General features: G+C 67.8%; 20 protein-coding genes. 11 read left to right on the forward strand and 9 right to left on the reverse strand.

The window, feature by feature from the left end; genetic code table 11:
• Positions 1-172 precede the first annotated feature (172 nt).
• The 3 genes from FZP69_RS18355 (at position 173) to FZP69_RS18365 (ending at position 4,790) form a co-directional block, all read left to right on the forward strand.
• Positions 173-1,198, forward strand: a complete 1,026-nt coding sequence (locus FZP69_RS18355; RefSeq protein ID WP_152042810.1) for an amidohydrolase family protein — start codon at positions 173-175, stop codon at positions 1,196-1,198.
• 314 nt (positions 1,199-1,512) lie between these two features.
• Positions 1,513-2,655 carry a CBS domain-containing protein gene (locus FZP69_RS18360; protein ID WP_152042811.1) on the forward strand — a complete coding sequence of 381 codons (1,143 nt, stop codon included), beginning with the start codon at positions 1,513-1,515 and terminating at the stop codon, positions 2,653-2,655.
• A 134-nt stretch (positions 2,656-2,789) separates the two neighbouring features.
• The gene (locus tag FZP69_RS18365) at positions 2,790-4,790 is read left to right on the forward strand and encodes a DUF4013 domain-containing protein (protein WP_152042812.1); all 2,001 of its coding nucleotides are present in this window, start codon (positions 2,790-2,792) and stop codon (positions 4,788-4,790) included.
• 33 nt (positions 4,791-4,823) lie between these two features.
• On the opposite strand, the gene radB is transcribed toward FZP69_RS18365, so the two are convergent.
• A complete protein-coding gene (gene radB / locus FZP69_RS18370) occupies positions 4,824-5,504 on the reverse strand; it encodes a DNA repair and recombination protein RadB (RefSeq protein ID WP_152042813.1) in 681 nt (226 codons plus the stop codon).
• A 141-nt stretch (positions 5,505-5,645) separates the two neighbouring features.
• On the opposite strand from radB, the gene FZP69_RS18375 reads away from it, so the two are divergent.
• Together FZP69_RS18375 and FZP69_RS18380 are read left to right on the forward strand one after the other, a co-directional pair.
• Positions 5,646-6,143 carry a universal stress protein gene (locus FZP69_RS18375; protein WP_152042814.1) on the forward strand — a complete coding sequence of 166 codons (498 nt, stop codon included), beginning with the start codon at positions 5,646-5,648 and terminating at the stop codon, positions 6,141-6,143.
• A gap of 216 nt (positions 6,144-6,359) precedes the next feature.
• Positions 6,360-7,115, forward strand: a complete 756-nt coding sequence (locus FZP69_RS18380) for a hypothetical protein (RefSeq protein WP_152042815.1) — start codon at positions 6,360-6,362, stop codon at positions 7,113-7,115.
• A 6-nt stretch (positions 7,116-7,121) separates the two neighbouring features.
• On the opposite strand, the gene larC is transcribed toward FZP69_RS18380, so the two are convergent.
• Positions 7,122-8,783 (reverse strand): nickel pincer cofactor biosynthesis protein LarC, encoded by a 1,662-nt coding sequence (gene larC, locus FZP69_RS18385; protein WP_192918644.1) that lies wholly within the window; start codon positions 8,781-8,783, stop codon positions 7,122-7,124.
• Between the two features lie 204 nt (positions 8,784-8,987).
• On the opposite strand from larC, the gene FZP69_RS18390 reads away from it, so the two are divergent.
• The 6 genes from FZP69_RS18390 to FZP69_RS18415 all read left to right on the forward strand — a co-directional run bounded on the left by FZP69_RS18390 (position 8,988) and on the right by FZP69_RS18415 (position 17,704).
• Positions 8,988-11,213 carry a CDC48 family AAA ATPase gene (locus FZP69_RS18390; RefSeq protein WP_152042816.1) on the forward strand — a complete coding sequence of 742 codons (2,226 nt, stop codon included), beginning with the start codon at positions 8,988-8,990 and terminating at the stop codon, positions 11,211-11,213.
• Positions 11,214-11,528: 315 nt separating this feature from the next.
• Entirely contained in the window at positions 11,529-12,770 is a 1,242-nt protein-coding gene (locus FZP69_RS18395) for a PstS family phosphate ABC transporter substrate-binding protein (RefSeq protein ID WP_152042817.1), read from the forward strand.
• 93 nt (positions 12,771-12,863) lie between these two features.
• Complete coding sequence (gene pstC / locus FZP69_RS18400) at positions 12,864-13,997, forward strand: phosphate ABC transporter permease subunit PstC (RefSeq protein WP_152042818.1); 1,134 nt, start codon at positions 12,864-12,866, stop codon at positions 13,995-13,997.
• Complete coding sequence (gene pstA, locus FZP69_RS18405; protein ID WP_152042819.1) at positions 13,997-15,619, forward strand: phosphate ABC transporter permease PstA; 1,623 nt, start codon at positions 13,997-13,999, stop codon at positions 15,617-15,619. Before pstC (FZP69_RS18400) ends, pstA (FZP69_RS18405) begins: the two co-directional genes overlap by 1 nt.
• A 2-nt stretch (positions 15,620-15,621) precedes the next feature.
• Positions 15,622-16,542, forward strand: coding sequence for a phosphate ABC transporter ATP-binding protein PstB (pstB, locus tag FZP69_RS18410; protein WP_152042820.1), 921 nt, complete (start codon positions 15,622-15,624; stop codon positions 16,540-16,542).
• 133 nt (positions 16,543-16,675) lie between these two features.
• Positions 16,676-17,704, forward strand: coding sequence for an AbrB/MazE/SpoVT family DNA-binding domain-containing protein (locus FZP69_RS18415; protein WP_152042821.1), 1,029 nt, complete (start codon positions 16,676-16,678; stop codon positions 17,702-17,704).
• 103 nt (positions 17,705-17,807) lie between these two features.
• Here FZP69_RS18415 and FZP69_RS18420 read toward each other — a convergent pair whose 3' ends face one another.
• From FZP69_RS18420 to FZP69_RS18450, 7 genes are all read right to left on the reverse strand, one after another.
• Positions 17,808-18,830 carry a halo transducer protein gene (locus tag FZP69_RS18420; RefSeq protein WP_152042822.1) on the reverse strand — a complete coding sequence of 341 codons (1,023 nt, stop codon included), beginning with the start codon at positions 18,828-18,830 and terminating at the stop codon, positions 17,808-17,810.
• Between the two features lie 108 nt (positions 18,831-18,938).
• Positions 18,939-19,613: a phosphate signaling complex protein PhoU gene (phoU, locus tag FZP69_RS18425; RefSeq protein WP_152042823.1), complete on the reverse strand. Its 675-nt coding sequence runs from the start codon at positions 19,611-19,613 to the stop codon at positions 18,939-18,941.
• 106 nt (positions 19,614-19,719) lie between these two features.
• Positions 19,720-20,394 carry a phosphate signaling complex protein PhoU gene (phoU, locus tag FZP69_RS18430; RefSeq protein WP_152042824.1) on the reverse strand — a complete coding sequence of 225 codons (675 nt, stop codon included), beginning with the start codon at positions 20,392-20,394 and terminating at the stop codon, positions 19,720-19,722.
• Positions 20,395-20,589: 195 nt separating this feature from the next.
• A complete protein-coding gene (gene pstB / locus FZP69_RS18435; RefSeq protein WP_152042825.1) occupies positions 20,590-21,471 on the reverse strand; it encodes a phosphate ABC transporter ATP-binding protein PstB in 882 nt (293 codons plus the stop codon).
• A gap of 4 nt (positions 21,472-21,475) precedes the next feature.
• Positions 21,476-23,134 carry a phosphate ABC transporter permease PstA gene (gene pstA, locus FZP69_RS18440; RefSeq protein WP_152042826.1) on the reverse strand — a complete coding sequence of 553 codons (1,659 nt, stop codon included), beginning with the start codon at positions 23,132-23,134 and terminating at the stop codon, positions 21,476-21,478.
• 1 nt (position 23,135) lies between these two features.
• Positions 23,136-24,095, reverse strand: a complete 960-nt coding sequence (gene pstC, locus FZP69_RS18445; RefSeq protein ID WP_152042827.1) for a phosphate ABC transporter permease subunit PstC — start codon at positions 24,093-24,095, stop codon at positions 23,136-23,138.
• 66 nt (positions 24,096-24,161) lie between these two features.
• A complete protein-coding gene (locus FZP69_RS18450) occupies positions 24,162-25,214 on the reverse strand; it encodes a PstS family phosphate ABC transporter substrate-binding protein (RefSeq protein WP_152042828.1) in 1,053 nt (350 codons plus the stop codon).
• Positions 25,215-25,498: the final 284 nt, after the last annotated feature.

A 25,498-nucleotide genomic window follows, 5' to 3' on the forward strand; every position in this document is an offset into this window, starting at 1 on the left:
ATAGCGTGGCTCGCGGTCTCCGAATCCACGTCGTACCGAACGTCCAGGCGGCACGGTCGGTCGTGTGTCGGGACGACCGCGGACGAGATCTCGCCCCGGTCGAGCGGACCGCGACGGACGACTCCCGACGACCGCCGCGGGAACCAAATAGCCTCGCCTCCCTCGTCACCCCATGGAGGAAATCGAGGGGGTCGTCCTCGCCGGGCGGTCGTTCGAGCCGATCCACGGCCGGGTCGTCGTGGAGGAAGGTCGTATCACGGCCGTCGAGGAGACGACCGAGCGCGACGGCGACCCGAACCGAATCGTCCTGCCGGCGTTCGTGAACGCGCACACCCACGTCGGTGACTCGGTCGCCAAGGAGGCGGCCGTCGGACTCGGCCTGGAAGCGGCGGTGGTGCCGCCCGACAGCCTGAAACACCGGCGGCTGGCGGCGGCCGACCGCGAGACGCTGATCGGCGAGATGCACCGTACGCTCCGTTTCATGGAGCGAACCGGAACCGCGGCGTTCCTCGACTTCCGTGAGTTCGGCGTCGAGGGCGCGCGGATGCTGCGCGAGGCTGCCGAGGGTCTCGACGTCGAGGCGTTCGTCTTCGGGAGCGACGATCCCGCGGTCCTGGACGTGGCCGACGGGTTCGGTGCCAGTGGGGCGAACGACGACGACTTCACCGCCCGGCGAGCAGCCGCCAGGGAGCGCGGCGTCCCGTTCGCCATCCACGCCGGCGAGCCGGACGCGACCGACATCCACCCGGCGCTAGATCTGGAACCGGACCTGCTGGTCCACATGGTCCACGCCGAAGTCGACCACCTCGAACGGGTCGCCGACCAGGGGGTCCCGATCGCGGTCTGTCCCCGCGCGAACCGCGTCCTGGGGGTCGGTCGACCGCCGATCGGGACCCTGCTCGAGTACACCGACGTGGCGCTCGGGACGGACAACGTGATGCTGAACGCGCCGTCGATGTTCCGCGAGATGGAGTACACCGCGAAGACGTTCGACCTCCCCTCCCGGACGGTGCTCCGGATGGCGACGACCGCGGGCGCCGAGGCAGTCGGTCTCGACTGCGGGGTCGTCGAACCGGGCCGCCGAGCCGCGCTGTTGGTGCTCGACGGCGACTCGGACAACCTCTCGGCCGTCGCGGACCCGGTCGACGCGGTGGTCCGGCGGGCGACGACGCTGGATATCCAGCGAGTCGTCTGCTGAACAGGAACCCGAGGCCGTTAGTGCCCCTCGTCAGCGTGATTGCCGCAGACGCGCCCCCTCTCTCGCACGGCGTGTCTGGCACGTGACGGAGCGGAACCGAGTCGGAACGGCGGCCTTCCGTGCCACTCCCCCACGGGATCGGACGGAGGACTGACGCGAGAGTGACGGGTCGGTGCGTCACCGGCACACCGTCGGTCCCGTCACCGGGGCTGCGGAACCAGGTCCGGAGGGAACCGACGCCGCGTACCCGTTCAGGTTTCCGGGAACCGGAACGAAGCTTCAAGAGTGCCGGGGCTGTAGGGTCTCCTTGGATTATGGATATCTCTGAGATCACCCTTCCTGACTTCATCGAGGTCGACGCGAACAAGCGCCTGGGGAAAATCCGGTCCATCTTCGACCGGGAGAACCCCAAGGGCCTCATCGTGACCAACGACGGGAACTACGTGGGGATCATCAGCGAGAAACAGCTCGTCAAATCGCACGTCGAGGACAACACCAAGGCGGCCGCCCTGGTGCGGTCTGCGCCGAAGATCGACCGCCACGAGGACGTCCGCGAGGTGGCGCGGATGCTCGTCGAGGGGAACGTGAAGATCGCGCCCGTCTACGAGGGTGAAAAGCTCGTCGGCGTCATCACCGAGGACGCGATCCTCGAAGCGGTGATCGAGAACCTCGACGCGCTGGTCGTCGAGCAGATATTCACCGAGGACGTCGTGACCATCGGCGAGAAGGACCGCGTCGGTCGCGTGATCAACCTCCTCAGGGAACACGGTATCTCCCGGCTGCCGGTCACCGACGACAGCGGCCGTCTCACGGGCGTCATCACGACCCACGACATCGTCGACTTCGTCGTCCGCGACGACCGCCGGCAGGGGCGGCACGACCGCCGGGGCGACATCGACCGGATGCTCGACCTGCCGGTGTACGACCTGATGACGAACCCCGTCCTGACGGCGACTCCCGACGAGTCGGTCCGCGAGTCGGTGGCGCGGATGCTCGAGAACGACATCGCCGGGCTGGTCGTCACCCCCGACGCGGACGAGAGCACCGTCTCGGGCGTCCTCACCAAGACGGACGTCCTCCGGGCGCTCACCTTCACCGAGGAGGAGCAGATGGACGTCCAGATCACGAACGTCTCGCTGCTCGACACCATCTCCCGCGAGGAGATCACGGGCTCGATCACGTCGGTGGTGGACAAGTACCAGCAGATGCAGGTCCACCACGCCCACGTCCGGTTCCACGAACACAAGGAGAAGCTCCGCGGGACGCCCCTGATCCAGTGTCAGATCCGCCTCCGGACGAGCCACGGCCAGGTCGCCGGCTCCGGGGAAGGATACGGTGCCGAACACGCGTTCCACGTCGCCCTCGACAAACTCGAACGCAACGTCCTCGAGGTGAAGGGGATCAACGCCGACGAGAAGTACCGCGGGCAGCTCCTCCGCAAGCTCGGCGACCTGTAACGGGCGCGTCACGCCCGACGGGGCCGGAGACACCACGCGTAATCGACGCCGCGCGCCGCCGGCGTCGACCACCCGTACGTCCGGCCTGCTTCTCCGACGAAACGGCTATGCTGTCGGCTCGCCACTAGGTTCGAATGAGTCGTGGTGTCGTGTCACACGGTGCGGCGTCCGAAGGGGCCCGGCCGTGGCGGGGGTTCCGCGGGGCGCTGGGATACCTCTTCCGCGACCGCGACGAGGCCGTCACGACGATCGTCATCGGCGGGCTCTGCACCTTCCTCTCGTTCCTGATCGTCCCACAGGTCGTCGTCCTCGGCTACATCGTTCGCGTGCTTCGGGCCGCCGAGGACGACCGACCACCGGCGTTCGACCGGCTCGGATCGCTCCTCGTCGACGGGGCGAAGGCGTACGTCATCTGGCTCGCCTGGATGATCGTCCCGCTCGCCGTCGACTTCGGGCTCAACGGGGGCAACCTCGAACCGGGAGAGGCGACCGGCTGGCTCCTCGGGTGGGTGCTCGCGCCGGGCGTCGTCTCGATCGCCATCGACTTCGGCGTCGAGCGGGCCGGCTTCCTCGAGTGGTACCGCTCGTGGGAGCCGTACGTCGTGTTGTTGCTCGTGCTGTACGTCCTCCCGGGGGCGCTGGCGAACTTCGCCGCCCAGGGGACGCTCCGGGCGGGGTTTTTCGACGACGGCCTGAAGCGCAAAGTCGACTGGGCGATCGCGCGACTCCGCGGGCAGTCCCCGGCGCTCGCGGACCTGCTCCAGGGGATAATCGACCACTTCTTCGGCGGCGAGGGGTTCTCACCGGTCCGGCGGCTGCGGACCCGGACGTACCTCGTCGGGTGGCTCGGCTTCCTCGGCTTCTACCTCGGTTCCGAGGCCGTCCTCAGGCTCTTCCTCTACCTCCCGAGCGACGGGGGCGGCGTCCTCACCGTGCTGTCCCTGCTGTACCTCGTCGTGGCGCTCCCGGCGTACTTCGTCGTCCGGATCGCCGGCTGGGTCGTGATCGGTCGGACGTGGGCGACGCTCCGGGCGGCGGACGAACCCACCGACCCGGAGCACGTGGCGACCGGCGATCCGTCGGTCGCGATCGATCCACGATCGACCGAGAGAGGTCTCCCTCTCGTCGACACGCCAGTACGGACCGTCGTCGCCGGGGGACTGTTCCTCGTCTTCGGTATCCTCGCGGTCCCGTCGGTGTTCGTCGCGGGCTACCTGCTCCGCGTGCTCCGCGCGACCGCCGAGACCACGCCGACGCCCTCGTTCGGGGGCGTCCGGGCGCTCCTCGCCGACGGACTCCGGGCGTACGTCGTCTGGTTCGTCTACTCGGTCGTCCCCCTCGCTCTGCTGTTCGGTCCCGTGACCGAGTGGTTCGCCGGTCCGGACGGGTTCCAGACGCTCGTCGCCTGGAGCGTCGTCGCCGGCGTCGGCCTCCCCGGTGGGTTCCCGGCGGTGTACCTCGTCTCGATCCCCGGCGTCGTGGCGTTCGGCCTAGCGTCCGCGCTCGCGGGCGTGACCGGTCCCGGATCCGCGCCGCTCACGGCACTCGCGGTCGTCGGCGTCGTGGGAGTGCTGGCGAGCCAGTACGTGGTCCCCGCGGCGCTCGTCGCCGTCGCCCGGACGGGATCGCTCCGTGCCGGGTTCTCACCCGGACGCGTGCTCCCGACGCTCCGACGGCGGGCGTACGCGCGGAACTGGGTCGGAGCGGCCCCGCTCGCGACCGTCGGGTGGAGCCTGTACGCCGGGATGGTGCTGTCGCTGGGCCATCCGGCCCTCGCCGACGCGTCGGCCATCGAACCGATCGCCGGCCTGGATCGGCTGACGTTCTTCAGCGTCCCCACGACCCCGGTCGGCCTCGTGCTCTGGGTGGGACTGCCCGTCGCCGGGCTCGCCTACTTCCTCGCGCTCGTCGCCGCCTGCCGGCTCGTGGGACGGGCGGCGGGCGACGGAACGTCCACGGTCGGTCCCGACTCCGGTCTCGATGCGACCCCCGAACGCGGCATCGACGCCGACATCGACGCGGGTATCGGTATGGCTCTCGACGCGGACGACGATCCGGAGCCGGACACCGACACGGGGATCGATCCGGGTCCAGACGCCGACGCCGACCACGGTGCCGGGAGGTCCGTGGGGTAGGTGGTCGGCCTCGGACGCCGACGAGGGGACCGATCAGAACTCCTCGACGGCCTCGAGTCCAGTATCCGTGATCTGGAACGTCACCGTCTCGCCGGCCGGCTGCGAGCCGTGTTTCTCCAGCGTCGCGCGCCGCTTCCCCCCCCGGAAGCGGTCGAGTCTGAGGACGACGCCCGTCCAGTGTTCGAGCGTGTGGCCGCCGAGCGGCCGGACGCGGTCGGCGTCCGGGTCGGTGAACACCTGGTTCGTCACGAGCACCGCCAGGTCGTGCCGGCGGGCGAGCGAGAGGAGGTGGGTGACCTGTCTGGCGACGCGCCGCAGCGTCTCGCCCTCGTCGCCGCCGGTGCGTTCCAGCCGGTAGAACCCCGTCACGGAGTCGACGACGACGAGGTCGGCCCGCTCGGCGAACTCCGTCACGTCGCGGACCGCCTGTTCCTGTTCCTCGAAGTCGTGGGCGTTCGAGACGACGACGCGCGAGGCGATCTCGTCGACGGTGCCGACCGCCGCGGCGACCTGCTCGAACCGGGCCGGCGACAGTCCCTCGGTGTCGACGTAGACGGCGAAGCCGTCGACGGCCGCACGAACCGCCGCACAGAGCGCGACGTTCGTCTTGCCGGCGGCGGGCGGACCGTACACCTGCGTGACGGTCCCGCGTTCGACCCCGCCGCCCAGGAGGTCGTCGAGTGGCTCACAGCCGGTCGGAACAGGGTCGCTCACGGTTCAACGTAGCGGCGCACCGTGATTTAAACTCTCGTGTCGGGAGGACCGAGGATCGACATGAACGACCGTTACTGATTTTTACTCGATATCGAGTAAATTTACAGAAGGTTTTTACCGCCGGCCACACAACGAGGATGTATGAGCCAGACACCAGTACCGCAGTCGAAGCAGGAGCAGTCCGGTCTGAACACCGTCCTCGTGGCCCTCGGCGCGAACGACGCCGACCGCGTCGCCCGACTCGCCGAGGAGGCGATCGACATCGCCGGCCCCGCCGGGGCGACCGTCGTCGTCGGGCACGTGTTCACGCCCGAGGAGTTCATCGACCGGGTCGACGCGCTCGGCTTCGACGAGGATCCGGCGGACGTCGACCCCGACATCGTCGCCAGGCGGTACTCGGCGGTCCGTGACCTCGTCGACCGGCTCGACGAGGCGGGCGTCGACTACGAGATCCGCGGTGCCATCGGCGACTACGGCGAGCGCGTCGTCGACGTCGCCGAGGCGCTCGACTCGGACATGATCCTCGTCGGTGGTCGCAAGCGCTCGCCGACGGGGAAGGCCGTCTTCGGCAGCGTCGCCCAGGAGGTCATGCTGTCGGCTCCCTGTCCGGTGACGTTCGTCCGTGCGGACACGAAGTAACGACTACACACCCCACCCGTCGACGATCGATCGCTCCGCGTCGGTTTTTGCGAGAACACGAGACGATCCGACAGCGGTACGCTCGCGCGGGAGCGCCCACCGGGGACGACCGGGGCGCTGCGGCTTCCGTCGGTCGGCCCACGCCGAGGTCCGGGTCCCCACCCGGCGACCGCCCGTCTCGACACGCTTTAGCCGTCCACTCGCCAACTCTCCGGAGTGATCGTCGTCGCCACCGCCGACTTCGAGCTCTACCACGAGGTCGTCGCCGAACTCCGCGATCGGGGGACCGTCTTCACCACGATCGAACCCGGCGAGCCGCTGCCGGAGCGGGCACGCGTGCTGATCGTCTCACCCGACGACGTCGACGACGGCGACGACGGCCCCGAGATGCCGGACGGGGTCGAGCGAGTGGTCGCGGGCGGCGACGACGCGCGGCGCGCGGTCGAGGAGGCGCTGGCGACGCTTCGCGGCGGGGGTGGCCGGACCGTCGTGGGCGTCGATCCCGGCACTCGTCCGGGGATCGCAGTGCTCTCGGACGACGTGGTCGTCGCCGCCTTCCAGGTTCCCCTCGCGGAGACGGTCGACGTCGTCCGCCGGGAGATCGACGGCGAGGTCGACCCCCTCGTCAGGGTCGGCGACGGGGCGCGACTCCAGGGTGCACGCATCGTCAACGACCTCGACGACGTCCCCGTCGAACTCGTCGACGAGACGGGGACGACGCCGTACCTCGGCACCGGCGCGCGCGGGATGGGCGACGTCCTCGCGGCGGTGAACATCGCCCGTCTCGAGGGCGACCGCGTCGACTCGCGCGAGGTCGAGCCCACCGCGGGCGAACTCCAGCGCATCAAAGACGAGTCACGACAGCGCTCCGGCGGGGATCGAACGATCGACGAGGAACTCGCCCGGCGGGTCGCGTCGGGCGAACTGAACGTCGACGAGGCACTCGACGAACACCGGGACGACGGGCACTGAGACGCGTCAGTCGCGGTCGCTGTCCCCGTTCGCGCCGTCGCCACTTCCGTCCCCGTTCGCGTCGCGATCGTCACCGTCTCCGTTCGTGTCGCGATCGTCACCGTCTCCGTTCGTGTCGCGATCGTCACCGTCTCCGTTCGCGTCATGGTCGTCTCCCGCGTCGTCGCCGCCGACGGGGGCGTCAGGTGGCACGTCGTCGGGTCGCCGGTGAGCCGCCGTCTCCGCCCGTCGGAGCACCTCCCGAACGGCGAGGCCGGTCTCGCGGGCGACGGCGGCGGCGTCCTCGTACTCCGCGCTGACGTCGAACACGTCGCCGTCGGTCGTCGAGGCGAGTTTGACCCTGACCTCGTACGGCTCTCCCGAGACGTCGAGCGTGACCGTCTCGACCGTCCGCTCGGCGATCCAGCGGTGACCCGCCCCGTGTTCGCGCACTCCCAGCGTGCCGGTCTCGACGGCGAGGCGGTGGGCGACGCGGTCGGCGTCTTCGGGTTTGGTGACGACCTTCACGAGATGGCCGGGTCGGGACTTCTTCATCGTCACCGGCACGACGGAGACGTCACGCGCGCCGACCGCGGCGAGCGACTCCTGGAGCCCCCCGAGAACCTCGGGCGTGGCGTCGTCGAGGTTCGTCTCCAGGACGGTGACGTCGTCGCGCACCAGCCGTCCGGCACCGTCGCCGACGATCGCCCGGAGGACGTTCGGGTGGTCGTCGAACTCCCTGGTGCCGGCACCGTAGCCGGACGCCCGGACCGAGAGGGGAGGGAGCGCGTCGACACCGTCGGCGATCTCGGCGAGGATCGCCGCACCCGTCGGGGTGAGGAGTTCGGCCTCGACCGGTCCCCCGCGGAGCGACCACCGCGCATCCGAGGCGATCTCGACGACCGCCGGGGCCGGGACGGGGTAGACCCCGTGGCTCATCTCGACCGAGCCGCCGCCGGCCGCGAGCGGCGTGGTCACGACCCGGTCGACGTCGAGGTCGGCGAGGAGGAGACAGCAGCCGACGACGTCTGCGATGGCGTCGTCGGCACCCACCTCGTGGAAGTGCGTCGCCGAGAGCGAGGTCCCGTGGACGGCCGCCTCCGCCTCGCCCAGCCGCCGGAACACGGACCGGGCCCGCGACTCGACCGCCGCGTCGAGGCCCATGCCCGAGACGACGTCGAGCACCTCGGCGTAGCTCCGGTGGGGGCCAGCATCCTCCGCGGTCGGCTGTGTGTGCCCGTGGCTGTGGTGATCGTGGTCGTGGTCGTGGTCGTAGCCCTCGCCTGCCGAATGGTCGTGATCGTGATCGTGCGAATGGTCGTGGTCGTGGTCGTGATCGTGATCGTGCGAATGGTCGTGGTCGTGGTCGTGGTCGTGGTCGTGGTCCTCGCCAGCCGGGTGGTCGTGATCGTGTGAGTGGTCGTGATCGTGATCGTCGTCCTCCGAATGCGTGTGCGAGTGGTCGTGACCGTCGTCCGCGTCGTCGGTGTCGGCCGTCGGCTCCGCGACGAGCACGTCGACGGCGGTCGCGGCGAGTCCGTTCCGCGTCGTCTCGGCGACGCGATACCGGACGCCGAGTGCGTCCTCGACGGGAGCGAGGAGGGCGGGGTCTGCGCCGGCGGCGACCAGCGCGCCGAGGAGCATGTCGCCACTGGCACCCATCCGTCCATCGAAGGCGAGCGTTCGCATGTCCGGGTGAACGAGTGGGGGGGCCAAAGACGCCGCGGTTGTGCGGTACGCACCCGTGTCGGTAGGGATTAATACGTCCGCGGCGTACCATGACACATGATAACATACAAGGCGGCGGAGATGGGTCGATCCCCCCTAACAAAGCACTTATGCCGCGGCGTCGCTGAAACCAGACATCTACGGAGGAATCCTCGCGAGTAAATCATGAACGAAGTGCAACTCGAAGTGGCGAAGGCGTACCCGAACGACTCGGGGCGCGGCATCGCCCGTCTCGACCCGGACACGTTGCTCCATCTCAAGCTCTCGCCGGGCGACATCATCGAGATCGAAGGTGGCGAGACCACGGCGGCGAAGGTGTGGCGTGCGGACCGGCAGGACTGGAACACGGACACGGTCCGGATCGACGGCTTCACCCGGCAGAACGCCGACGTCGGCATCGGCGAGCGCGTCACGATCCGGAAGGCCGAGGCGAAGAAGGCCGAGAAGCTCGTCCTCGCACCCCCGGAGGAGGCGTCGGTGCAGTTCGGCTCCGACGCCGCCGGCATGGTGAAACGACAGATCCTGAAGCGGCCGGTCGTCGAACGCGACATCGTCCCGGTGATGAGTTCGACGAACCACCCGTTCATGCGGTCGCCGGGGCAGGCGATCCCGCTGATCGCCGTCGAGACCGAACCCGAGGGTGTCTGTCTCATCACGGAGGACACCGACGTCGAACTCCGCGAGGAGCCCATCTCGGGCTTCGAGAAGACCGGCGGCGGCATCACCTACGAGGACATCGGCGGCCTGCAGGGCGAGATCCAGCGCGTGCGGGAGATGGTCGAACTCCCGATGAAGCACCCGCAGATCTTCAAGAAGCTCGGGATCGAACCGCCGCAGGGCGTACTCCTGCACGGGCCACCCGGCACCGGGAAGACCCTCCTCGCGAAAGCGGTCGCGAACGAGACCTCCGCGAGTTTCTTCTCCATCGCGGGTCCCGAGATCATCTCGAAGTACTACGGCGAGTCCGAGCAACAGCTGCGTGAGATCTTCGAGGACGCCAACGAGGACGCACCCTCGATCATCTTCATCGACGAACTCGACTCCATCGCACCCAAGCGCGAGGACGTCACGGGCGAGGTCGAACGCCGCGTCGTCGCCCAGTTGCTGACGATGATGGACGGGCTCGAAACGCGGGGGCAAGTGATCGTCATCGCCGCCACCAACCGCGTCGACTCCGTGGATCCGGCCCTCCGACGGCCGGGGCGGTTCGACCGCGAGATCGAGATCGGCGTCCCCGACGAGGGCGGGCGCAAGGAGATCCTCCAGATCCACACCCGGGGGATGCCCCTCAGCGACGACGTCAGCCTCGACATGCTCGCCGACGAGACCCACGGCTTCGTCGGCGCCGACATCGAGTCGCTCACGAAGGAGGCGGCGATGAAGGCCCTCCGGAGATACCTCCCCGAGATCGACCTGGACGAGGAGGACATCCCGCCGTCGTTGATCGACCGCATGATCGTCAAGCGCGCCGACTTCAACGGGGCGCTCGGCGAGGTCGAACCGTCGGCGATGCGCGAGGTCCTCGTCGAGTTGCCGAAGATCTCGTGGGACGACGTCGGCGGCCTCGAGGGGGCGAAACAGCAGGTCAAAGAGAGCGTCGAGTGGCCGCTCCGCGAGCGGGAACGGTTCGAGCGCATGGGGATCGAGCCGCCGAAGGGCGTCCTGCTCTACGGCCCGCCGGGGACGGGGAAGACGCTCATCGCCAAGGCGGTCGCCAACGAGACCAACGCCAACTTCATCTCGGTGAGAGGCCCGCAGCTGCTGTCGAAGTGGGTGGGCGAGTCCGAGAAGGCGATCCGCCAGACGTTCCGCAAGGCGCGACAGGTCTCCCCGACGGTCGTGTTCTTCGACGAGCTCGACTCGCTCGCGCCCTCGCGCGGGCAGGAGATGGGGAACAACGTCTCCGAACGCGTCGTCAACCAGCTCCTGACCGAACTGGACGGCCTCGAGGAGATGGGCGACGTGATGGTCATCGGCGCGACGAACAGACCAGACATGATCGATCCGGCGCTGATTCGGTCGGGTCGGTTCGACCGACTCGTCCTCGTGGGCGAACCCACGGAAGAGGGCCGCGAGGAGATCCTCAAGATCCACACGGGGACCAGCCCCCTGGCACCCGACGTCAGCCTCCGCGAGATCGCCGAGATCACCGAGGGCTACGTCGGCTCCGACCTCGAGTCCATCGCGCGTGAAGCGGCGATCGAGGCGCTCCGCGAGGACACCGAAGCCGACGAGATCGAGATGCGTCACTTCCGCAAGGCGCTCGAGGCGGTCCGACCGACGATCACCGACGACCTGATGGACTACTACGAGCGGATGCAGGACCAGTTCAAGGGCGGCGGGCGCGAGTCGTTCGCCGAACGCCGCGACGGCCGCATCGGCTTCCAGTAGCCGCACCTCCTCGCTTTTCATCGGTCGGCGCTCCGCAGTCGTCAGCGTGACCGCCGCGACCCGCAGGGAGGGAGGACCGCCGTCGCACTCGAAGATATATACTCTGCATACTACTCTGGATGGCTACGGTTCCGCGACGACGACTGATACTGCTCGGTATCACAACAGTGTGAGCTATACACGGGGAGAGATCCGCGGAACGGGACGTATGTGAGGGTACCACGGGTTTCGACCCGGTACCGGAGGGGACTCCCTCCGAGACCTGATGAGGGGTATTATAAACCGCTTTAATCAGTTCTCGGCATCTCTCGAGTGATGACGGACGACCGAAATCGTCTGAGTGACCGGGTATCGCGGCGTAAGTTCATTGCGGCGACGGGTGCTGCCGGCGCGGCCGGCCTCGCCGGCTGTAGCGGGCAGTCTTCGGGCGGTGACGGTGGAAGCGGCAGCGGTGACGGGAGCAGTGGCGGCAGCAGCGGTGGCGAGACCGAGACCGAAGCGAGCAGCGACGGCGAGTCGATGGAGGGCGAGACGGAGTCGAGTTCATCCTCGTCCGACACGTCGCTGCTGACCGCCGAGGGCTCCTCGACGGTGTACCCCATCTCCAACAAGGGTTCCTCCTACTGGAACTCCAACGCGCCGCCGTCCGACGGCGAGTACTGGGGGTCGAACTCCGAGAGCACCGTCCCCGGCTGGAGCGAGATCGAGACGGATATGCTCATCGCGGACTACTTCGCGAGCCAGTTCGGCTTCGAGCCGACCGAGCAGCGCTCTTCGCCGCCGTTCCCCACGACGGTCGGTCTGAGCCACTCCGGCACCGGCTGCGAGGCGGTCGTCGACGGCCTCGTCGACATCGGTAACTCCTCGGGTCCGATCACGGCCGAGCTCGACTGGAGCGAGGAGGAGGCGAACAACACGGTCGTCGACAACGTCGTCGGCCGCGACGGCCAGCCGGTCGTCGTCAGTTCCGACGTCCAGGAGGCAGGCGTCACGCAGCTCTCCGGCGAGCAGGTCCGCCAGATCTTCCAGGGCGAGGTCTCGAACTGGAGCGAACTCGAGGGTGTCGACTACGACCAGGAGATCTTCGTGATCGGCCGCGCCGAGGGCTCCGGGACGGACACCTCCTTCAGGCTGAACATGCTCGGCGACGCCGACGCGCCGATGGAGGTCGACACCCGGCAGGGCCAGAACCAGCAGGTCGCCCAGCTCGTCTCCCAGAACGAGGGCGCTATCGCCTACATGGCGCTGGCGTTCACCAGCGAGTCGGTCATCCCGATCGGCATCAACTTCGAGGGGACGCTCTACGAGCCGGACCCGGACGCGGAGAACACCATCTTCGACGCCAGCTACCCGCTCAACCGTGACCTCCACATGTACACGCTCATCGAGGAGTCCAACCCCGGCGGGGGCGGCCGCGACCGGCGCGAGGCGGCGTTCATCAACATGTTCCTGACGGAGTTCGGACAGACCGTCTTCGTCGAGCAGAACAACTACATCCCGCTGCCGACGAGCGACCTCGAGGAGTTCAAAAGCCAGCTCGAGTCGCTGATGGCGTAAGCGAGGCGGTCGACTCGGCAGGAGGCGCTCGCGGATTCGGTTCGCTTCGCTCTTTTTTACCACACCACACCACACGACACGTTCATACACAAAATGGCATCAGTCACGGACGGAAAGAGAACAAGTCTGCAGGAGAAGGCGCAGCGACAGGTCGGTCGGTTCCGCGACTTCGTCGACGACACGTCACCGGGCGCGCTCGTCACCATCGCAGTGATATCGCTGTCACTTTTCGCCGCGTTCGTCGGGTTTCTGCTCGTCTCGCCGCTGACGGTCGCTCCGTTCGCCGTCTTCCTCGCCGCCTCGGCGTACGGCTGGATCCGGTATCAGGAGGAGACGGCGCTGGTACTGACGTTGGCGACGACGATCTCGACGCTACTCATCCTCGGGCTCATCATCGTCTTCATCTTCATCGAGTCCGTCCCGGTCGTGCAGTACGAGTCAGCCACCGTGTTCGGGGTGACCGTCCCGGGACTCCGGATGTTCATCGAGACGCGGTGGGACGCGGTCTCCTCACCGATCCGGTACTCGATGGTGCCGATGATTCACGGAACCGTGATGGTGACGATCATCGCCACCGCGGTAGCCGCTCCGCTGGGAGTGTCGGCGGCGCTGTTCCTCTCGGAGATCGCCCCGGACATCGTCAGGGAGTTCGTCAAGCCGGGCGTCGAGATCCTCGCGGGGATCCCCTCGATCGTCTACGGCTTCATCGGCTTCACCGTGCTCAGCCCGTGGGCGTCGGACCAGTTCGACCTCACCGGGCAGGGAACGTACCTCTTCGTCGGCGTCGTCGTCGGCCTGATGGCACTCCCGACCGTCGTGTCGGTCGCCGAGGACGCCCTCTCGTCGGTGCCCGAGTCGATGAAGAGCGGCTCGCTCGCCGTCGGGACGACCGACTGGCAGACGATGACGTCGATCACGCTCCCCGCCGCCTTCTCCGGAGTGTCGGCGGCGGTGCTGTTGGGTGTGGGTCGCGCGATCGGCGAGACGATGGCCGCGACGGTGATGCTCCGGGGCGTCCCTCGGCTCACGGAGCCGCTCGTGAACGTCTTCTACGGGCAGGAGACGCTCACGTCGCTCATCGCCCGCAACTACGGCGAGGCCGACGGCCTGCAGATGGACGCGCTGTTCATCGCCGGCGTCATCCTCTTCGTCACCGTGCTGTTCATCTCGGTCGGCGCGCAGTACATCGAGTGGCGTATGCGGCGCAAACTGGGAGGTGAGGTCTGATGGCGGGCGCGACGCAGAGCAAACTAGTCGAGCGCGAGACGACCGGTACCGACGCCGTCGCCGGGATCGCGGTCGGCCTCTCGGCGGTCCTGTTCGCGCTCTCGATCGCCGCGCTGTTCGAGCTGATCACGATCAGCGAACCGGTCGCCGGGATCCCGACCGTCAGCCTCTTGGGCGGATTGCTCGTGTTGCTGGGCGTCGCCGTGATCTCGTTCGGTGTCGGCTCGCGGCTCGGATACGTCGAGACGACGCCGAGTTCGAGCGCCGGACTGATCGCCGCCGGAGTGGCCGGCGTCTCGTGGTTCGTCGTCGCCGGCGGGTTCGCCTCACAGACGCTGGGACTTGGCACCGTCGGCGGGATCGGTGGCGGGGTCGTGATCGGCGGGGGCGCGTTCGTCGCCACCGTATACGCGCGCGAGGACGTGGGCTCGACGATCCCCATCGGAGCCATACCGCTGCTGACTGGACTGGTGTTCCTGACGAATTTCATCGGACCGGAGTGGATCTGGGACCTCGGCTGGGAGCAGAGCGCCTCGCTGACCGCGGAGTTCGTCATCCCGGTCGCGACGCTGTTCAGCGCGCTGTTCGCCGGCTGGGCGGCCGCGAAGGCGTACGGCGGCTTCGGCGCGCGTGGCCGCCGCATGGGCGCGTACACGCTCGTCTACCTGAACGCGATCTCGATCGTCGCCTTCCTGTTCATTCTGGTCGCGTTCGTCGTCGTCCAGGGCGTCCCAGGCGTACTCACGGGCGCCCAGTTCGGTGCCGGCGTCGGCCCCGAGACGACGCTGTTCGGCTTCACGTTTACCTGGCCGCTCTACGTGCCGTTCGTGATGAACGGGGTCGCGCTGTTAAACGACTTCCAGGGCGTCCTGCCCGCGATCGTCGGCACGTTCTGGCTCGTCGTGGGCGCGGTGCTGTTCGCGGTGCCGCTCGGCATCGGGGCGGCGGTCTTCCTCACCGAGTACGCCGAGCGCGGCCGGTTCACCCAGGTCGTCGAGGTCGCGACCAACGGGCTCTGGAGCACTCCGAGCATCGTCTTCGGCCTGTTCGGCTTCGCGTTTCTCATCCCCCGGTTCGGGAACCAGAAGTCGCTGCTATCGGGGATGCTCACGCTCGGCTTCATGCTCCTGCCGCTCGTGGTGATCACGAGCCGAGAGGCCATGATCTCCGTGCCCGACGAGTACCGCGACGCGAGCGTGGCGCTCGGCGTGAGCAAGTGGCAGACGATCAGGAGCGTCGTCCTGCCGGCGGCGCTCCCGGGTGTCGTCACGGGCGTCATCCTCGGCGTCGGCCGGATTGCCGGCGAGACGGCGCCGATCCTGCTGACGATGGCGGGCGGCACGTTCGTCCCCGGCGCGCAGACGGTCGACGTGATCGGCGGCTTCGAGTTCACATCGGCGCCGCCGTTCGTCGCCAACCCCGAACTGCTACAGGCCACCTCCGCGCTCCCCTACCAGCTGTTCGCGCTGATCACGGCAGGCGTCGGCCTCGGAGACAGCGTCGCCGACCCCACCGGCTTCCGGTGGGCGACGGCGCTCGTCCTGTTGATCGTCGTCCTGTCGTTCTACGCGATCGGCATCGCGACGCGGTACTACTTCAGAAGCAAGCTCCGATACGAGTAATCATGAGCGAAACCACCCAATCCCAGGAAACGAGCGGCACCGACAGCAGCACAGGCCAGCCCTTGCAGACGGTCGCGGGCGAGACCGAAGAGGAGACGCGACCCGAGTGGATCGACTACCGGTTCGACGGGGCGGCGAAACTCGTCTCCGAGGACCTCGACGTGTTCTACGGCGACGACCACGCCATCAAGGGCGTCTCGATGGAGATCCCCGAGAAAAGCGTCACCGCGCTCATCGGCCCGTCGGGCTGCGGGAAGTCGACGTTCCTCCGGTGTCTGAACCGGATGAACGACCGCATCAAGTCCGCGCGGATCGACGGCTCGGTCACGCTCGACGGCGAGGAGATCTACCAGGACGGCGTGAACCTCGTCGAACTTCGAAAGAGAGTCGGCATGGTGTTCCAGTCGCCGAACCCGTTCCCGAAGTCGATCCGCGACAACATCTCCTACGGCCCGCGGAAACACGGCGACATCGAGACGGGGCTGCTGGCGCGGCTGCTCGGCCGCAGTAACGAGGAAGAGGAAGAAGAACTCGTCGAGCGGTCGCTCAGACAGGCCGCGCTCTGGGACGAGGTGAAAGACCGCCTCGACGACAACGCCCTCGGCCTCTCCGGTGGACAGCAACAGCGGCTCTGTATCGCCCGTGCGCTGGCGACCGACCCCCAGGTGCTGTTGATGGACGAACCGGCCTCGGCACTGGATCCGATCGCGACGTCGAAGATCGAGGACCTGATCCACGACCTCGCCGAGGAGTACACGGTCGTGATCGTCACGCACAACATGCAGCAGGCCGCCCGGATCTCGGATCAGACGGCGGTGTTCCTCACCGGCGGCGAGCTCGTCGAGTACGGCGACACGGACAAGATCTTCGAGAACCCCGAGAGCCAGCGCGTCGAGGACTACATCACCGGCAAGTTCGGGTGAGCACGATGTCGTGCGACGACAGCCGCGGCGGCGAGCCAGGCGGCGGCCGTGCGCCTGCGAACGGTTCGTCGGTGAGCCGTTCATCCGTCCCCGCCTCGCCCGAGGTCGCCCGTTCCGACGACGGGAGGTGACGATGGAGACACGCAAACTGCAGGAGGTCGGCGGCGGGACGTACACCGTCTCGATCCCGAAAGAGTGGGCCAGGGCCCACGGTTTCGAGGCGGGGATGTCCGTCAACCTCTACACGCACCTCGACGGCTCGATCGTCGTCCGGGGCCGCACGAACGACGGTGAGAACCTCGCCGCCGTGCGGCTCGACGTCGACGGGTCGGGACCGGAGCGAGTGAAACGGACGCTCCGGGCGGCGCTCGCCGTCGGTTTCGAGGCCGTGACACTCGCGCGCGCGGAGCCGTTCACCGCCGAAGAGCGTCGCGCGGTGAACGCGATGGTTCGCGGGCTCGTCGGCACCGAGGTCGTCGACGAAGCCGACGACGAGATCACCGTCCGGAACCTGCTCGACGCGTCCGACGTCTCCGTGCGCCAGTCCGTCGTCCAGCTGGAGTTCGTCGCGCTCTCGATGCACCGGCGGGCGACCACGTCGCTCGTCGAGGACCCGACGGACGGAGCCGGCGGCGTCCACGAGCAGCTCCGCGAGCGCGGGGCGGAGGCCGAACGGCTGTTCGGGATGGTGTCGCGTCACTTCAGCCGGGCACTCGTCTCGCTCGAGGAGATCGATCGACTGGACGTCACCCGCCCCGACCTGTTCGACTACTACGAGACGGCACGCCACCTCCGTGGCGTGGCCAGGGAGGCCGTCGCGGTCGCACGGGCCGGGGAACAGTCGGTGGGACCGATGCCCAGCGAGGTCTCGGACGCGGCCGACGCGACCCGATCGGTCGTCGAGGACGCGTCGAGCGCGGTCCTCGGCGACGGAGAGGTCGAGACGATCCACCGGGCGCTCGATCGGAGCGCCGACACCCGCGACGAGATCGACGGGCTCGACGCGACGCTGGTGGACGAGTCGACGCCGACGTTCACCGACTCGGTCGTCGACGCGGTCGCGACGGCGCGGATCCTCGACTCGCTCGCACGAACGCTCGACCACGGCGACGCGGTCGCCGACGTGGCGATCCGGGCGTTCACGCGGAACGAACACCTGTAGTCGTCGACGACGCCCCCCTGATTCGTCGGTCGGTGTGTTCGTGCCTCCTGACTCCCGTTTCGTGTGTGCGTGTGAGAGGCCCGTCGGACCGAGAGCGCGGGCGCTACGCCAGCCCGTCGACGTCCTCCCGAACGTCGTCGAGCGCCGCCTGCACGTCGGTCCAGTCGATCGGCGGCTCGAACGGGTCGAGGGCGGCGTCGAGTGCGCGGAGCTGGTCCGCGAACCGGTCGTGCCAGCGCCGGCGCGCGAGGTCGTCGAGGCGGTCGTCGAGAGCGTGCCACCGGCGTTCGAGCGCGTCGAGGCGGTCGTCGAGGTCGTCGAGGGACGCGCCGTCGTCGTCGGAGTCCGCGGTCGTGCCGGCCGCGTCTCGCGCTGCCAGGGTGTGGAGGTCGGCCAGTTCGGCGCGGAGGTCGGCGAGCAGGAGTCCGACCGCACGGTGACGGAGCGTCGCCTCGAACCAGCCGAGTGCCGGATCGTCGGCGTCGACGTCCGCGGCGGCGTCGTCCGTTCCACCCGCGACGGCGTCCGCCAGGTCGTCGACGGTCCCGGCGAGGGCGTCGAGCGACTCGTCGAGCGCGTCGAGTTCCGAGGCGAACTCATCGTACCGGGCGACGGGCGTCGCGAGCCACCGCTGGAACTCCTCGGCGTCGACGTAGAGTTCGTCTGCCGCGCGCTGGGTCGCGTTGGCCGTCTCGGTGAGGTCCCGGATCGCGGCCGCGGTCTCGAAGAGGTCGTCCGTGGCGTCGCCGTCGACGAGGCGCTGGAGTTCCACACCGAGGTCGGCCACCCGCGCCTCCACCGCGTCGAGCCGCGACTCAAACGCGTCCAGCCGTGCGGCGACGGTGTCGACGTCGGCGACCGGTTCGGCCGCCTCCCGGGCGTCCGACAGTTCGATCGCGGCGAACTCGGCTCTCGTCTCTGGGGTCGAAACCACCTTCGAGAGGTGCGCGAGCGCGTCGTCGACCGCGTCGGTCGACACGACGCCCTCGTCGTCAGTGACGTGCGAGAGCGCGCGGCGAACCGCGTCGGGGTCACGTCCCGTATCGGCGACGACCCTGTCGACGGCGTCGTCGAGCGGTACCCCCTCGATCCGATCCAGCCCCGGCTCGCCGTCCTCCGGACTCATGTACGCTCGAACGACGTTCGTGTAGGTCGTTATAGCTTCCGTAACGCGGTCGACGGGTCCACGAGGCTCGTGGCGGATCGAGCCGAAGAGCGGGGGAGACGGACGGGGTCAGTACAGCAGTTCGTCGTTCTGTTCGACCATGTACAGCGTGCGAGCGGCGATGTTGACCGCGTGGTCGCCGACCCGTTCGAGGTCGCGGATCGTGAGGAAGAGCCGGGAGACGTCCTGGAACGTCTCGTCGACGTCGGCGTCCTCCTCGAACGAGTCGACCTCGAGGAGCGAGCGGACGACGGTCTGACTCGCCACCGTGCACATCTCGTCGACCTCGTCGTCCCGCTCGGCGATGGCGTGGCAGCCGTCGACGTGCTCGTCGGCGTACGCGCTCATCGCTCGTTCGAGCATGTCGAGCGTCTCGTCACCGATCTGTCTGATGTCGACCTCGGGGTATGCCTCGCGTTCGGCCTGGAGGGCGTAGCCGCCGAGGTTCGTCGCGAGGTCGCCGATGCGTTCGAGATCGGTGATGATCTTGAACGACGAGGCGATGAAGCGGAGGTCGCCCGCGACCGGCTGCTGGAGGGCGATGAGGTCGATACAGTCCTGCTCGAGTTCGAGGTAGAGCCGGTTGATCTCGCCGTCGCCCGCGATCACTTGCTCGGCGAGCCGTTCGTCCTTCTCCTCGAGGGCGTCGAGTCCGGTGCGGAGCTGTTCGGCGACGAGTTCGCTCATGTAGAGCACGTCGTCGCGAAGTCCCTGGAGGCGGGACTGGTATTCCTGTCGGGCCATGTGTACGAGTGGATGGGCGGACTGTTAAACCCTCCCATTGAGACAATATTGCTATTTATTGGTATATATCAATTGTGGGGCCGGGGTATAGAGGTCGACGGCGAGATCAGTACAGTAGCGTCGTCCGGTTCGTCACCATGTAGAACGATCGGGCGGCGATGTTGACCGCGTGGTCGCCGACGCGTTCGACGTCGCGCAGGGTCAACAGGAGGCGGTTGACCTCCGTCAGGAGTCGCTCGAGTTCGTCGTCCGCGAACGTCTTCGTCGTCTCGACGAGGTCGATGACGACGTTCTGCGCCACGCGCTCGCAGAGCCCGTCGAGTTCGTCGTCGCGTTCGACGACCGCCGCCGCGAGGTCGGCGTCTTCGGTCTCGTACGCCTCGAGCGCCTGCTCGACCATCTCACACGCCAGCGTCCCGACGTCGATGAGGCTCGCGTCGGGGAAGTACGGCTCCTCGATCGATCGGACGTACGCCGAGAGGTTCGTCGCGAGGTCGCCGATCCGTTCGAGTTCGGTGATGATCTTGAACGAGGCCGTGACGAACCGGAGGTCGCCCGCGACCGGCTGCTGGAGGGCGAAGAGGTCGATGCAGTCCGCCTCGAGTTCGAGGTACCGCTCGTTGATCTCCTCGTCGCCCTCGATGACCTCCTCGGCGAGTGTGCGGTCGTCGGTCTCGATGGCGTCGAGCGCGAGTTCGAGCCGCCCCGAGACCGTCTCGCCGAACGAGACGACGTCATCGCGGAGCGTCCTGAGTTCCGCCTGATACACGTCGCGGGGCATGCCACTCGAATGGCCCGTCGGCGTGATTACTGTTTGGTTCGATCCGACGACCGGGGAGCAGACCGGGCCCCCGGGGCCAGCAACGCCGGACCTCCGTGGTGACGGAGCGGAATGCGGCACAGGCGGAGGCGGGTTCCATGGGCTGGACCGCGCCGATGGCGAGGAGAGCGACGGACAGGGACGAACGTGGGTGCGTTACCCGAACTTGCCGGTGATGTAGTCCTCGACGCGCTGGCTGGCGGGGTTCTCGAAGATCTTCTGTGTGTCGTCGAACTCGACGAGCTCGCCGCCGGTGAGGAACACCGCGGTCTTGTCCGAGATCCGGGCGGCCTGCTGCATGTTGTGCGTGACGATCACGACCGTGTACTCCTCGGCGAGGTCCTCGATGAGGTCTTCGATCTTTGAGGTGGCGATCGGGTCCAGCGCGGAGGCCGGTTCGTCCATCAGGATCACCTCGGGGTCCGGAGCGATGGCACGGGCGATACAGAGCCGCTGCTGTTGCCCGCCGGAGAGGTCGAGACCCGACTCGTCGAGTTTGTCCTTCACCTCGTCCCAGAGCGCGGCGCGCTTGAGCGACTCCTCGACGATGGCGTCGTAGTCACCCTCCTTGTTCTGGATCTCGAGCCCGTAGGCGACGTTGTCGTAGATGCTCTTGGGGAAGGGGTTCGGCTTCTGGAACACCATCCCCACCCGTCGTCGGAGGGCGACGGGGTCGACGTCGGCGTCGTACACGTTCTTCCCGCGGAGGTAGAGGTTACCCTCCACGCGCGCGGCGTCCACGAGGTCGTTCATCCGGTTGATACACCGGAGGAACGTCGACTTACCGCACCCCGAGGGACCGATCATCGCGGTGACGCGGTTCTCGGGGATCTCTAGGGAGATGTCGTCGAGCGCCTGCACGTCGTTGTAGTAGACGTCGATGTGCTCGGCCCGGATGACCGTCGGCGTCGAGACGCGGTGGGTGCTCTCGGTGACGCTCTCGCTCACGTCGGTCTGGACGAGCATGTCGTCGTCGGAGGGGTCCGCGGTCTCTCTGTGCGTCGATTCGGCCATCGTCCGTCTGTTTTCGTCACTCATGGTGTTAGGATCGGTCAGTCTGGTACCTGTTTCGGAGGACGATCGCGATGGAGTTCATCGCCAAGAGGACGCTCACGAGCACGACGACGCCCGCGGGCACGGCCTTGGTGTAGAAGTCCTCGCTGGCGAAGAGGCTCGCCCACGCGAACACCTGCAGGGGCATCGCGCTCGCCTTCGCGGAGAACTCGGTCGGGAGCGAGAAGACGACGCTGGGCGCGCCGATCATGATGAGCGGTGCGGTCTCGCCGATCGCGCGACCGAGCGCGAGGATGGTCCCCGTCATGATCCCCGGGAAGGCCCGCGGGAGGACGACCCGTCGGACGGTCTGCCACTTGGTCGCACCCATCCCGTACGAGGCCTGGCGCTGTTCGGTGGGGACGCTCCGGATCGCCTCGCGCGAGGAGATGATGACGATCGGCAGGATGAGGAGTGCGAGCGTCGCGCCACCGATCGCCACGGTGCCCGTCGGCTGGCCGAGGTAGGTGACGAACACACCGAGACCGAGCAGCCCGTACACCACGCTCGGAACGCCCGCGAGATTCGAGATGTTGACGTCGATGAACCGGGTGAGACGGTTGTCCGGCGCGTACTCTTCGAGGTAGATGGCCGCGCCGACGCCCAGCGGGAACGCCAGGATCGCGACGGTGATCATCAGGAGGATGGAGCCACCGATGGCCGGGTAGAGCCCCGCGTCGACGGCGTTGCGGCTGTGAGCGCTCGTGAGGAACTGCCAGTCGACCCACGCCACGGGACCAGCGAACCCCATCACCTCCACGACGACCGCGCCGACGAGCGCGCCACCGACGACGACGGCAGGGACGAACAGGCCGGCGCGCTCGGCCGGTCGGGAGACGGCACCGCCGACGACGTACGCCGCGGTGGGGACGACGGTCACGCTCGCGAGCACCGTCGCCGGGACGGGATCGACGCCGACGACGGGGCCGACGAGCGCAGACGCCGCGACGACCGCGAGCGTCCCGACGCCGGCCGCGACGCCCGCGCGAACACCACGGAGTCCATACGCGTAGAGCGCGGCGGCGACCGTGGTGATGCCGCCGACCGAGACGGTGAGCAACACCCAGTCGACCGGGAGGATGGGGAGCGTCGAGAACAGCGTCACGACGCTCGGGACGACCGCGGGAGCGCCGACCACCCCACCGAGGGGCCCCGGCAGGCCGAACAGCGAGACGTAGAAGAGCAGGGTCGTGAGCCCGAGTTTGGCCTCGAAGGGGAGCCGTCCGCCCGCGCGTTCGACGCCGACGACGACCGCCGACGGCACGACGAGCGCGAGCACGAAGCCGAACCACGCGACGGGCGGGACGATGTCGACGAACACCATCGCCACCCCACCGCTGAACATGAGGCTGACGACGAGGAGGCCGACGGCCAGTACCCCGAACGTGAGCGCCTCGGTGTCGCGGACGGCGAGATAGCCGCCGACGAGCAGCGTCGGAACGACGAGCGTCACGAAGAACGTCAGGTGCCACCCCGGGTCGGCCGTGAGCGGCTGGACCGCGTCGTTGGCGACGAAGACGAGGAGGATCGCGAGCATGACGAGCCCGAACATCGTCGCCACCTGCAGGAGGTACTGGAACAGCGTTCCGACAGTCTTGTCGACCTCCCCGAAACTCTCGATGACCTGAGATCGGGTGTCGGTCGCCATCTCAGTACTCCTCCCGGTAGCGCTGTGCGACGAAGTCACTGATGACGTTCATCACGAGCGTGATGACGAACAGCGTGAGCCCGATGGCGAAGAGGCTACGGTACGCGATGCCCCCGCCGGTGATGTCTCCCAGCAGGAGCTGGACCATCGCCGCGGTCATCGGCAGGGCACCCTCCTGGTACGCGGCTGGATTCAGGGGGTTGAGGAACTGCGCGCGCGACCCCGCAGCGACGGTGACGGCCATCGTCTCGCCGATGGCCCGGGAGAGCGCGAGGATGAACGACGAGAAGATCCCCGACAGGGCCGCAGGGACCACGATACCCGTCGAGACGTCGAACTTCGTCGCACCCATGCCGTAGCCGGCCTGCCGGAGCTCGTCGGGAACGGCCGACATCGCGTCCTCGCTGATCGACGCGACCATCGGGATGATCATGATGCCGACGACGAGACTCGCCGAGATGAGGTTGAACGTGCCGACGCCGGGGAGAACCATCTGGATGGCGGGCGTGATGTAGATGAGTGCGAAGAAACCGTAGACGACCGTCGGGATCCCCGCGAGCACTTCGAGCGCGGGCTTCAGGACGGCACGATGCCGGGGGTCCGCGTACTCGCTGAGGTATATCGCGGTCGCGACGCCCAGCGGGAGGGCGACGACCGCCGACCCGATGGTGATCATCAGCGTCGCGGAGACGAGCGCGAGGACGCCGAACTCCTCGTTGTTGATCTGCCACGTCGTCCCGGTGAGGAAGTCGACGATCGACGCCGTCGGTCCCTCGATCCCCATGAGCGGTGCGGTGACAGTGAAGAACTTCGCGGCCTCCGTCACGAGCAGTAGGATGATGCTCACGGTCGTGACGACGGAGAGCGCCGCACACAGGAAGAAGAACGTGCGCGTCAGGAGCTCCTGCGGCGCGTTCTCCGTGTTCCGCGTGAGGTCGTTCGTGATGTCGTCCGTGCTCATGTGGCTATATATCCCGTGTGGCCCACTGAAAAACCTCCTTATTCACGCTTCCATCTCGAGATCAGGTCAGCCCGACTGAGCCTCCTCGATGGCCGACTCGAGCGTGTCGATCTGTGCCTGCTGCTGTGAGTCGTCGAGCGGCACGTAGCCGACCTCGTCGGCGACGACCTCCTGGTTGGTCGTGTTCTCCATCCAGAAGCGTGCGAACTCCGCGACCTGTTCCTCGGCGAGCGAGGACGTGGCAGGGTAGGTGAACAGCGGCCGCGACAGCGGCGTGTACGCGCCGGATTTGGCGGTCTCCAGCGACGGCTCGACCGGGCCGTCGCCGCCGTCGATGGCGACCGCCGTCACCGAGTCGGCGTTCTGGCTGTAGTACGCGAAACCGAGGTAGCCCATGGCGTACTGCGAGCCCTCGACGCCACGGATGATGGTGCGGTCCTGCTCTGTCGGCGAGTAGTCCTGTCGGTGACCCGGTCCCTCCTCGCCGATCACCGCCTCGATGAAGTAGTCGTACGTTCCGGAGGCGTCCGTGGGACCGAACAGTTCGAGTTCCTCGTCGGGCCAGTCGGAGTCGATGTCTGCCCACGTCGTCGGCGGGTCCTCCGCGGACCAGATCTCCCTGAGCTGGTCGACGGTGAGCGACTCGGCCCAGTCGTTCTCGTTGTTGACGACGACGGTCAGCGCGTCGGTCGCGACCTGGAGTTCGACGGGTTCGACATCGTTGTCGGTACAGAGCTGTTCCTCCTCGGGAGAGATCGGGCGTGAGGCGTTGTTGAAATCCGTCTCGCCCACGCAGAAGAAGTTCTGGAAACCGCCACCGGATCCGGTCGACTGGAGGCTGAACTCGACGCCGGGGTGTTCCTCTTTGAACAGTTCGCTGAAGGCGGTCGCCAGCGGGAACACCGTCGACGAGCCGGCGATGTCGATCGCGCCGGAGAGCTGCCCGCCGGACGGCCCGTCCGAACTCCCGGAGCTACCGGACGACCCGCCCGAGCTTCCGGAGTCACCGGACGACCCGCTCGTGTTCTGTCGCGTGCAGCCGGCGAGACCGGCCGCTCCGACCGCACCGGCTCCGATCACGAACTCGCGCCGCGAGACGGGACCTCCCTTCTGTGTCATCACAGGACTCTGACCAGGTGAGAAGTAAATACTCTACTAATATAACTATATAGATATACGTGTGTGAATTCTTCAGTCGGAATCACCACGCACCCGAACGGATCGATACGGACGAATACGCGCGAGTGACGGCCCCAGTCGGCCGTCGACGCGTTCGGCCGAACTGAACGGAGTCGCCGGCTGCGAGGAGTAATTCGCCCGTCTCGTCCCGCCCGACACGAGCAGTACCCATACCACTCGCCCGATATATATTGATAGCCAAATTTATAGTGGAGTGCCGACCA

This window comes from Salinigranum salinum (genome assembly GCF_009176545.1).
GTDB classification, from domain to species: Archaea; Halobacteriota; Halobacteria; order Halobacteriales; family Haloferacaceae; genus Salinigranum; species Salinigranum salinum.

What these genes read in the sequence shown, in the direction of transcription:
- FZP69_RS18355 (WP_152042810.1), top strand. Translation starts at nt 173, where the DNA reads ATGGAGGAAATCGAGGGGGTCGTCCTCGCCGGGCGGTCGTTCGAGCCG.
- FZP69_RS18360 (WP_152042811.1), top strand. Translation starts at nt 1,513, where the DNA reads ATGGATATCTCTGAGATCACCCTTCCTGACTTCATCGAGGTCGACGCG.
- FZP69_RS18365 (WP_152042812.1), top strand. Translation starts at nt 2,790, where the DNA reads ATGAGTCGTGGTGTCGTGTCACACGGTGCGGCGTCCGAAGGGGCCCGG.
- FZP69_RS18375 (WP_152042814.1), top strand. Translation starts at nt 5,646, where the DNA reads ATGAGCCAGACACCAGTACCGCAGTCGAAGCAGGAGCAGTCCGGTCTG.
- larC (WP_192918644.1), bottom strand. Translation starts at nt 8,783, where the DNA reads ATGCGAACGCTCGCCTTCGATGGACGGATGGGTGCCAGTGGCGACATG.
- FZP69_RS18390 (WP_152042816.1), top strand. Translation starts at nt 8,988, where the DNA reads ATGAACGAAGTGCAACTCGAAGTGGCGAAGGCGTACCCGAACGACTCG.
- FZP69_RS18395 (WP_152042817.1), top strand. Translation starts at nt 11,529, where the DNA reads ATGACGGACGACCGAAATCGTCTGAGTGACCGGGTATCGCGGCGTAAG.
- pstC (WP_152042818.1), top strand. Translation starts at nt 12,864, where the DNA reads ATGGCATCAGTCACGGACGGAAAGAGAACAAGTCTGCAGGAGAAGGCG.
- pstA (WP_152042819.1), top strand. Translation starts at nt 13,997, where the DNA reads ATGGCGGGCGCGACGCAGAGCAAACTAGTCGAGCGCGAGACGACCGGT.
- pstB (WP_152042820.1), top strand. Translation starts at nt 15,622, where the DNA reads ATGAGCGAAACCACCCAATCCCAGGAAACGAGCGGCACCGACAGCAGC.
- FZP69_RS18415 (WP_152042821.1), top strand. Translation starts at nt 16,676, where the DNA reads ATGGAGACACGCAAACTGCAGGAGGTCGGCGGCGGGACGTACACCGTC.
- FZP69_RS18420 (WP_152042822.1), bottom strand. Translation starts at nt 18,830, where the DNA reads ATGAGTCCGGAGGACGGCGAGCCGGGGCTGGATCGGATCGAGGGGGTA.
- phoU (WP_152042823.1), bottom strand. Translation starts at nt 19,613, where the DNA reads ATGGCCCGACAGGAATACCAGTCCCGCCTCCAGGGACTTCGCGACGAC.
- phoU (WP_152042824.1), bottom strand. Translation starts at nt 20,394, where the DNA reads ATGCCCCGCGACGTGTATCAGGCGGAACTCAGGACGCTCCGCGATGAC.
- pstB (WP_152042825.1), bottom strand. Translation starts at nt 21,471, where the DNA reads ATGAGTGACGAAAACAGACGGACGATGGCCGAATCGACGCACAGAGAG.
- pstA (WP_152042826.1), bottom strand. Translation starts at nt 23,134, where the DNA reads ATGGCGACCGACACCCGATCTCAGGTCATCGAGAGTTTCGGGGAGGTC.
- pstC (WP_152042827.1), bottom strand. Translation starts at nt 24,095, where the DNA reads ATGAGCACGGACGACATCACGAACGACCTCACGCGGAACACGGAGAAC.
- FZP69_RS18450 (WP_152042828.1), bottom strand. Translation starts at nt 25,214, where the DNA reads ATGACACAGAAGGGAGGTCCCGTCTCGCGGCGCGAGTTCGTGATCGGA.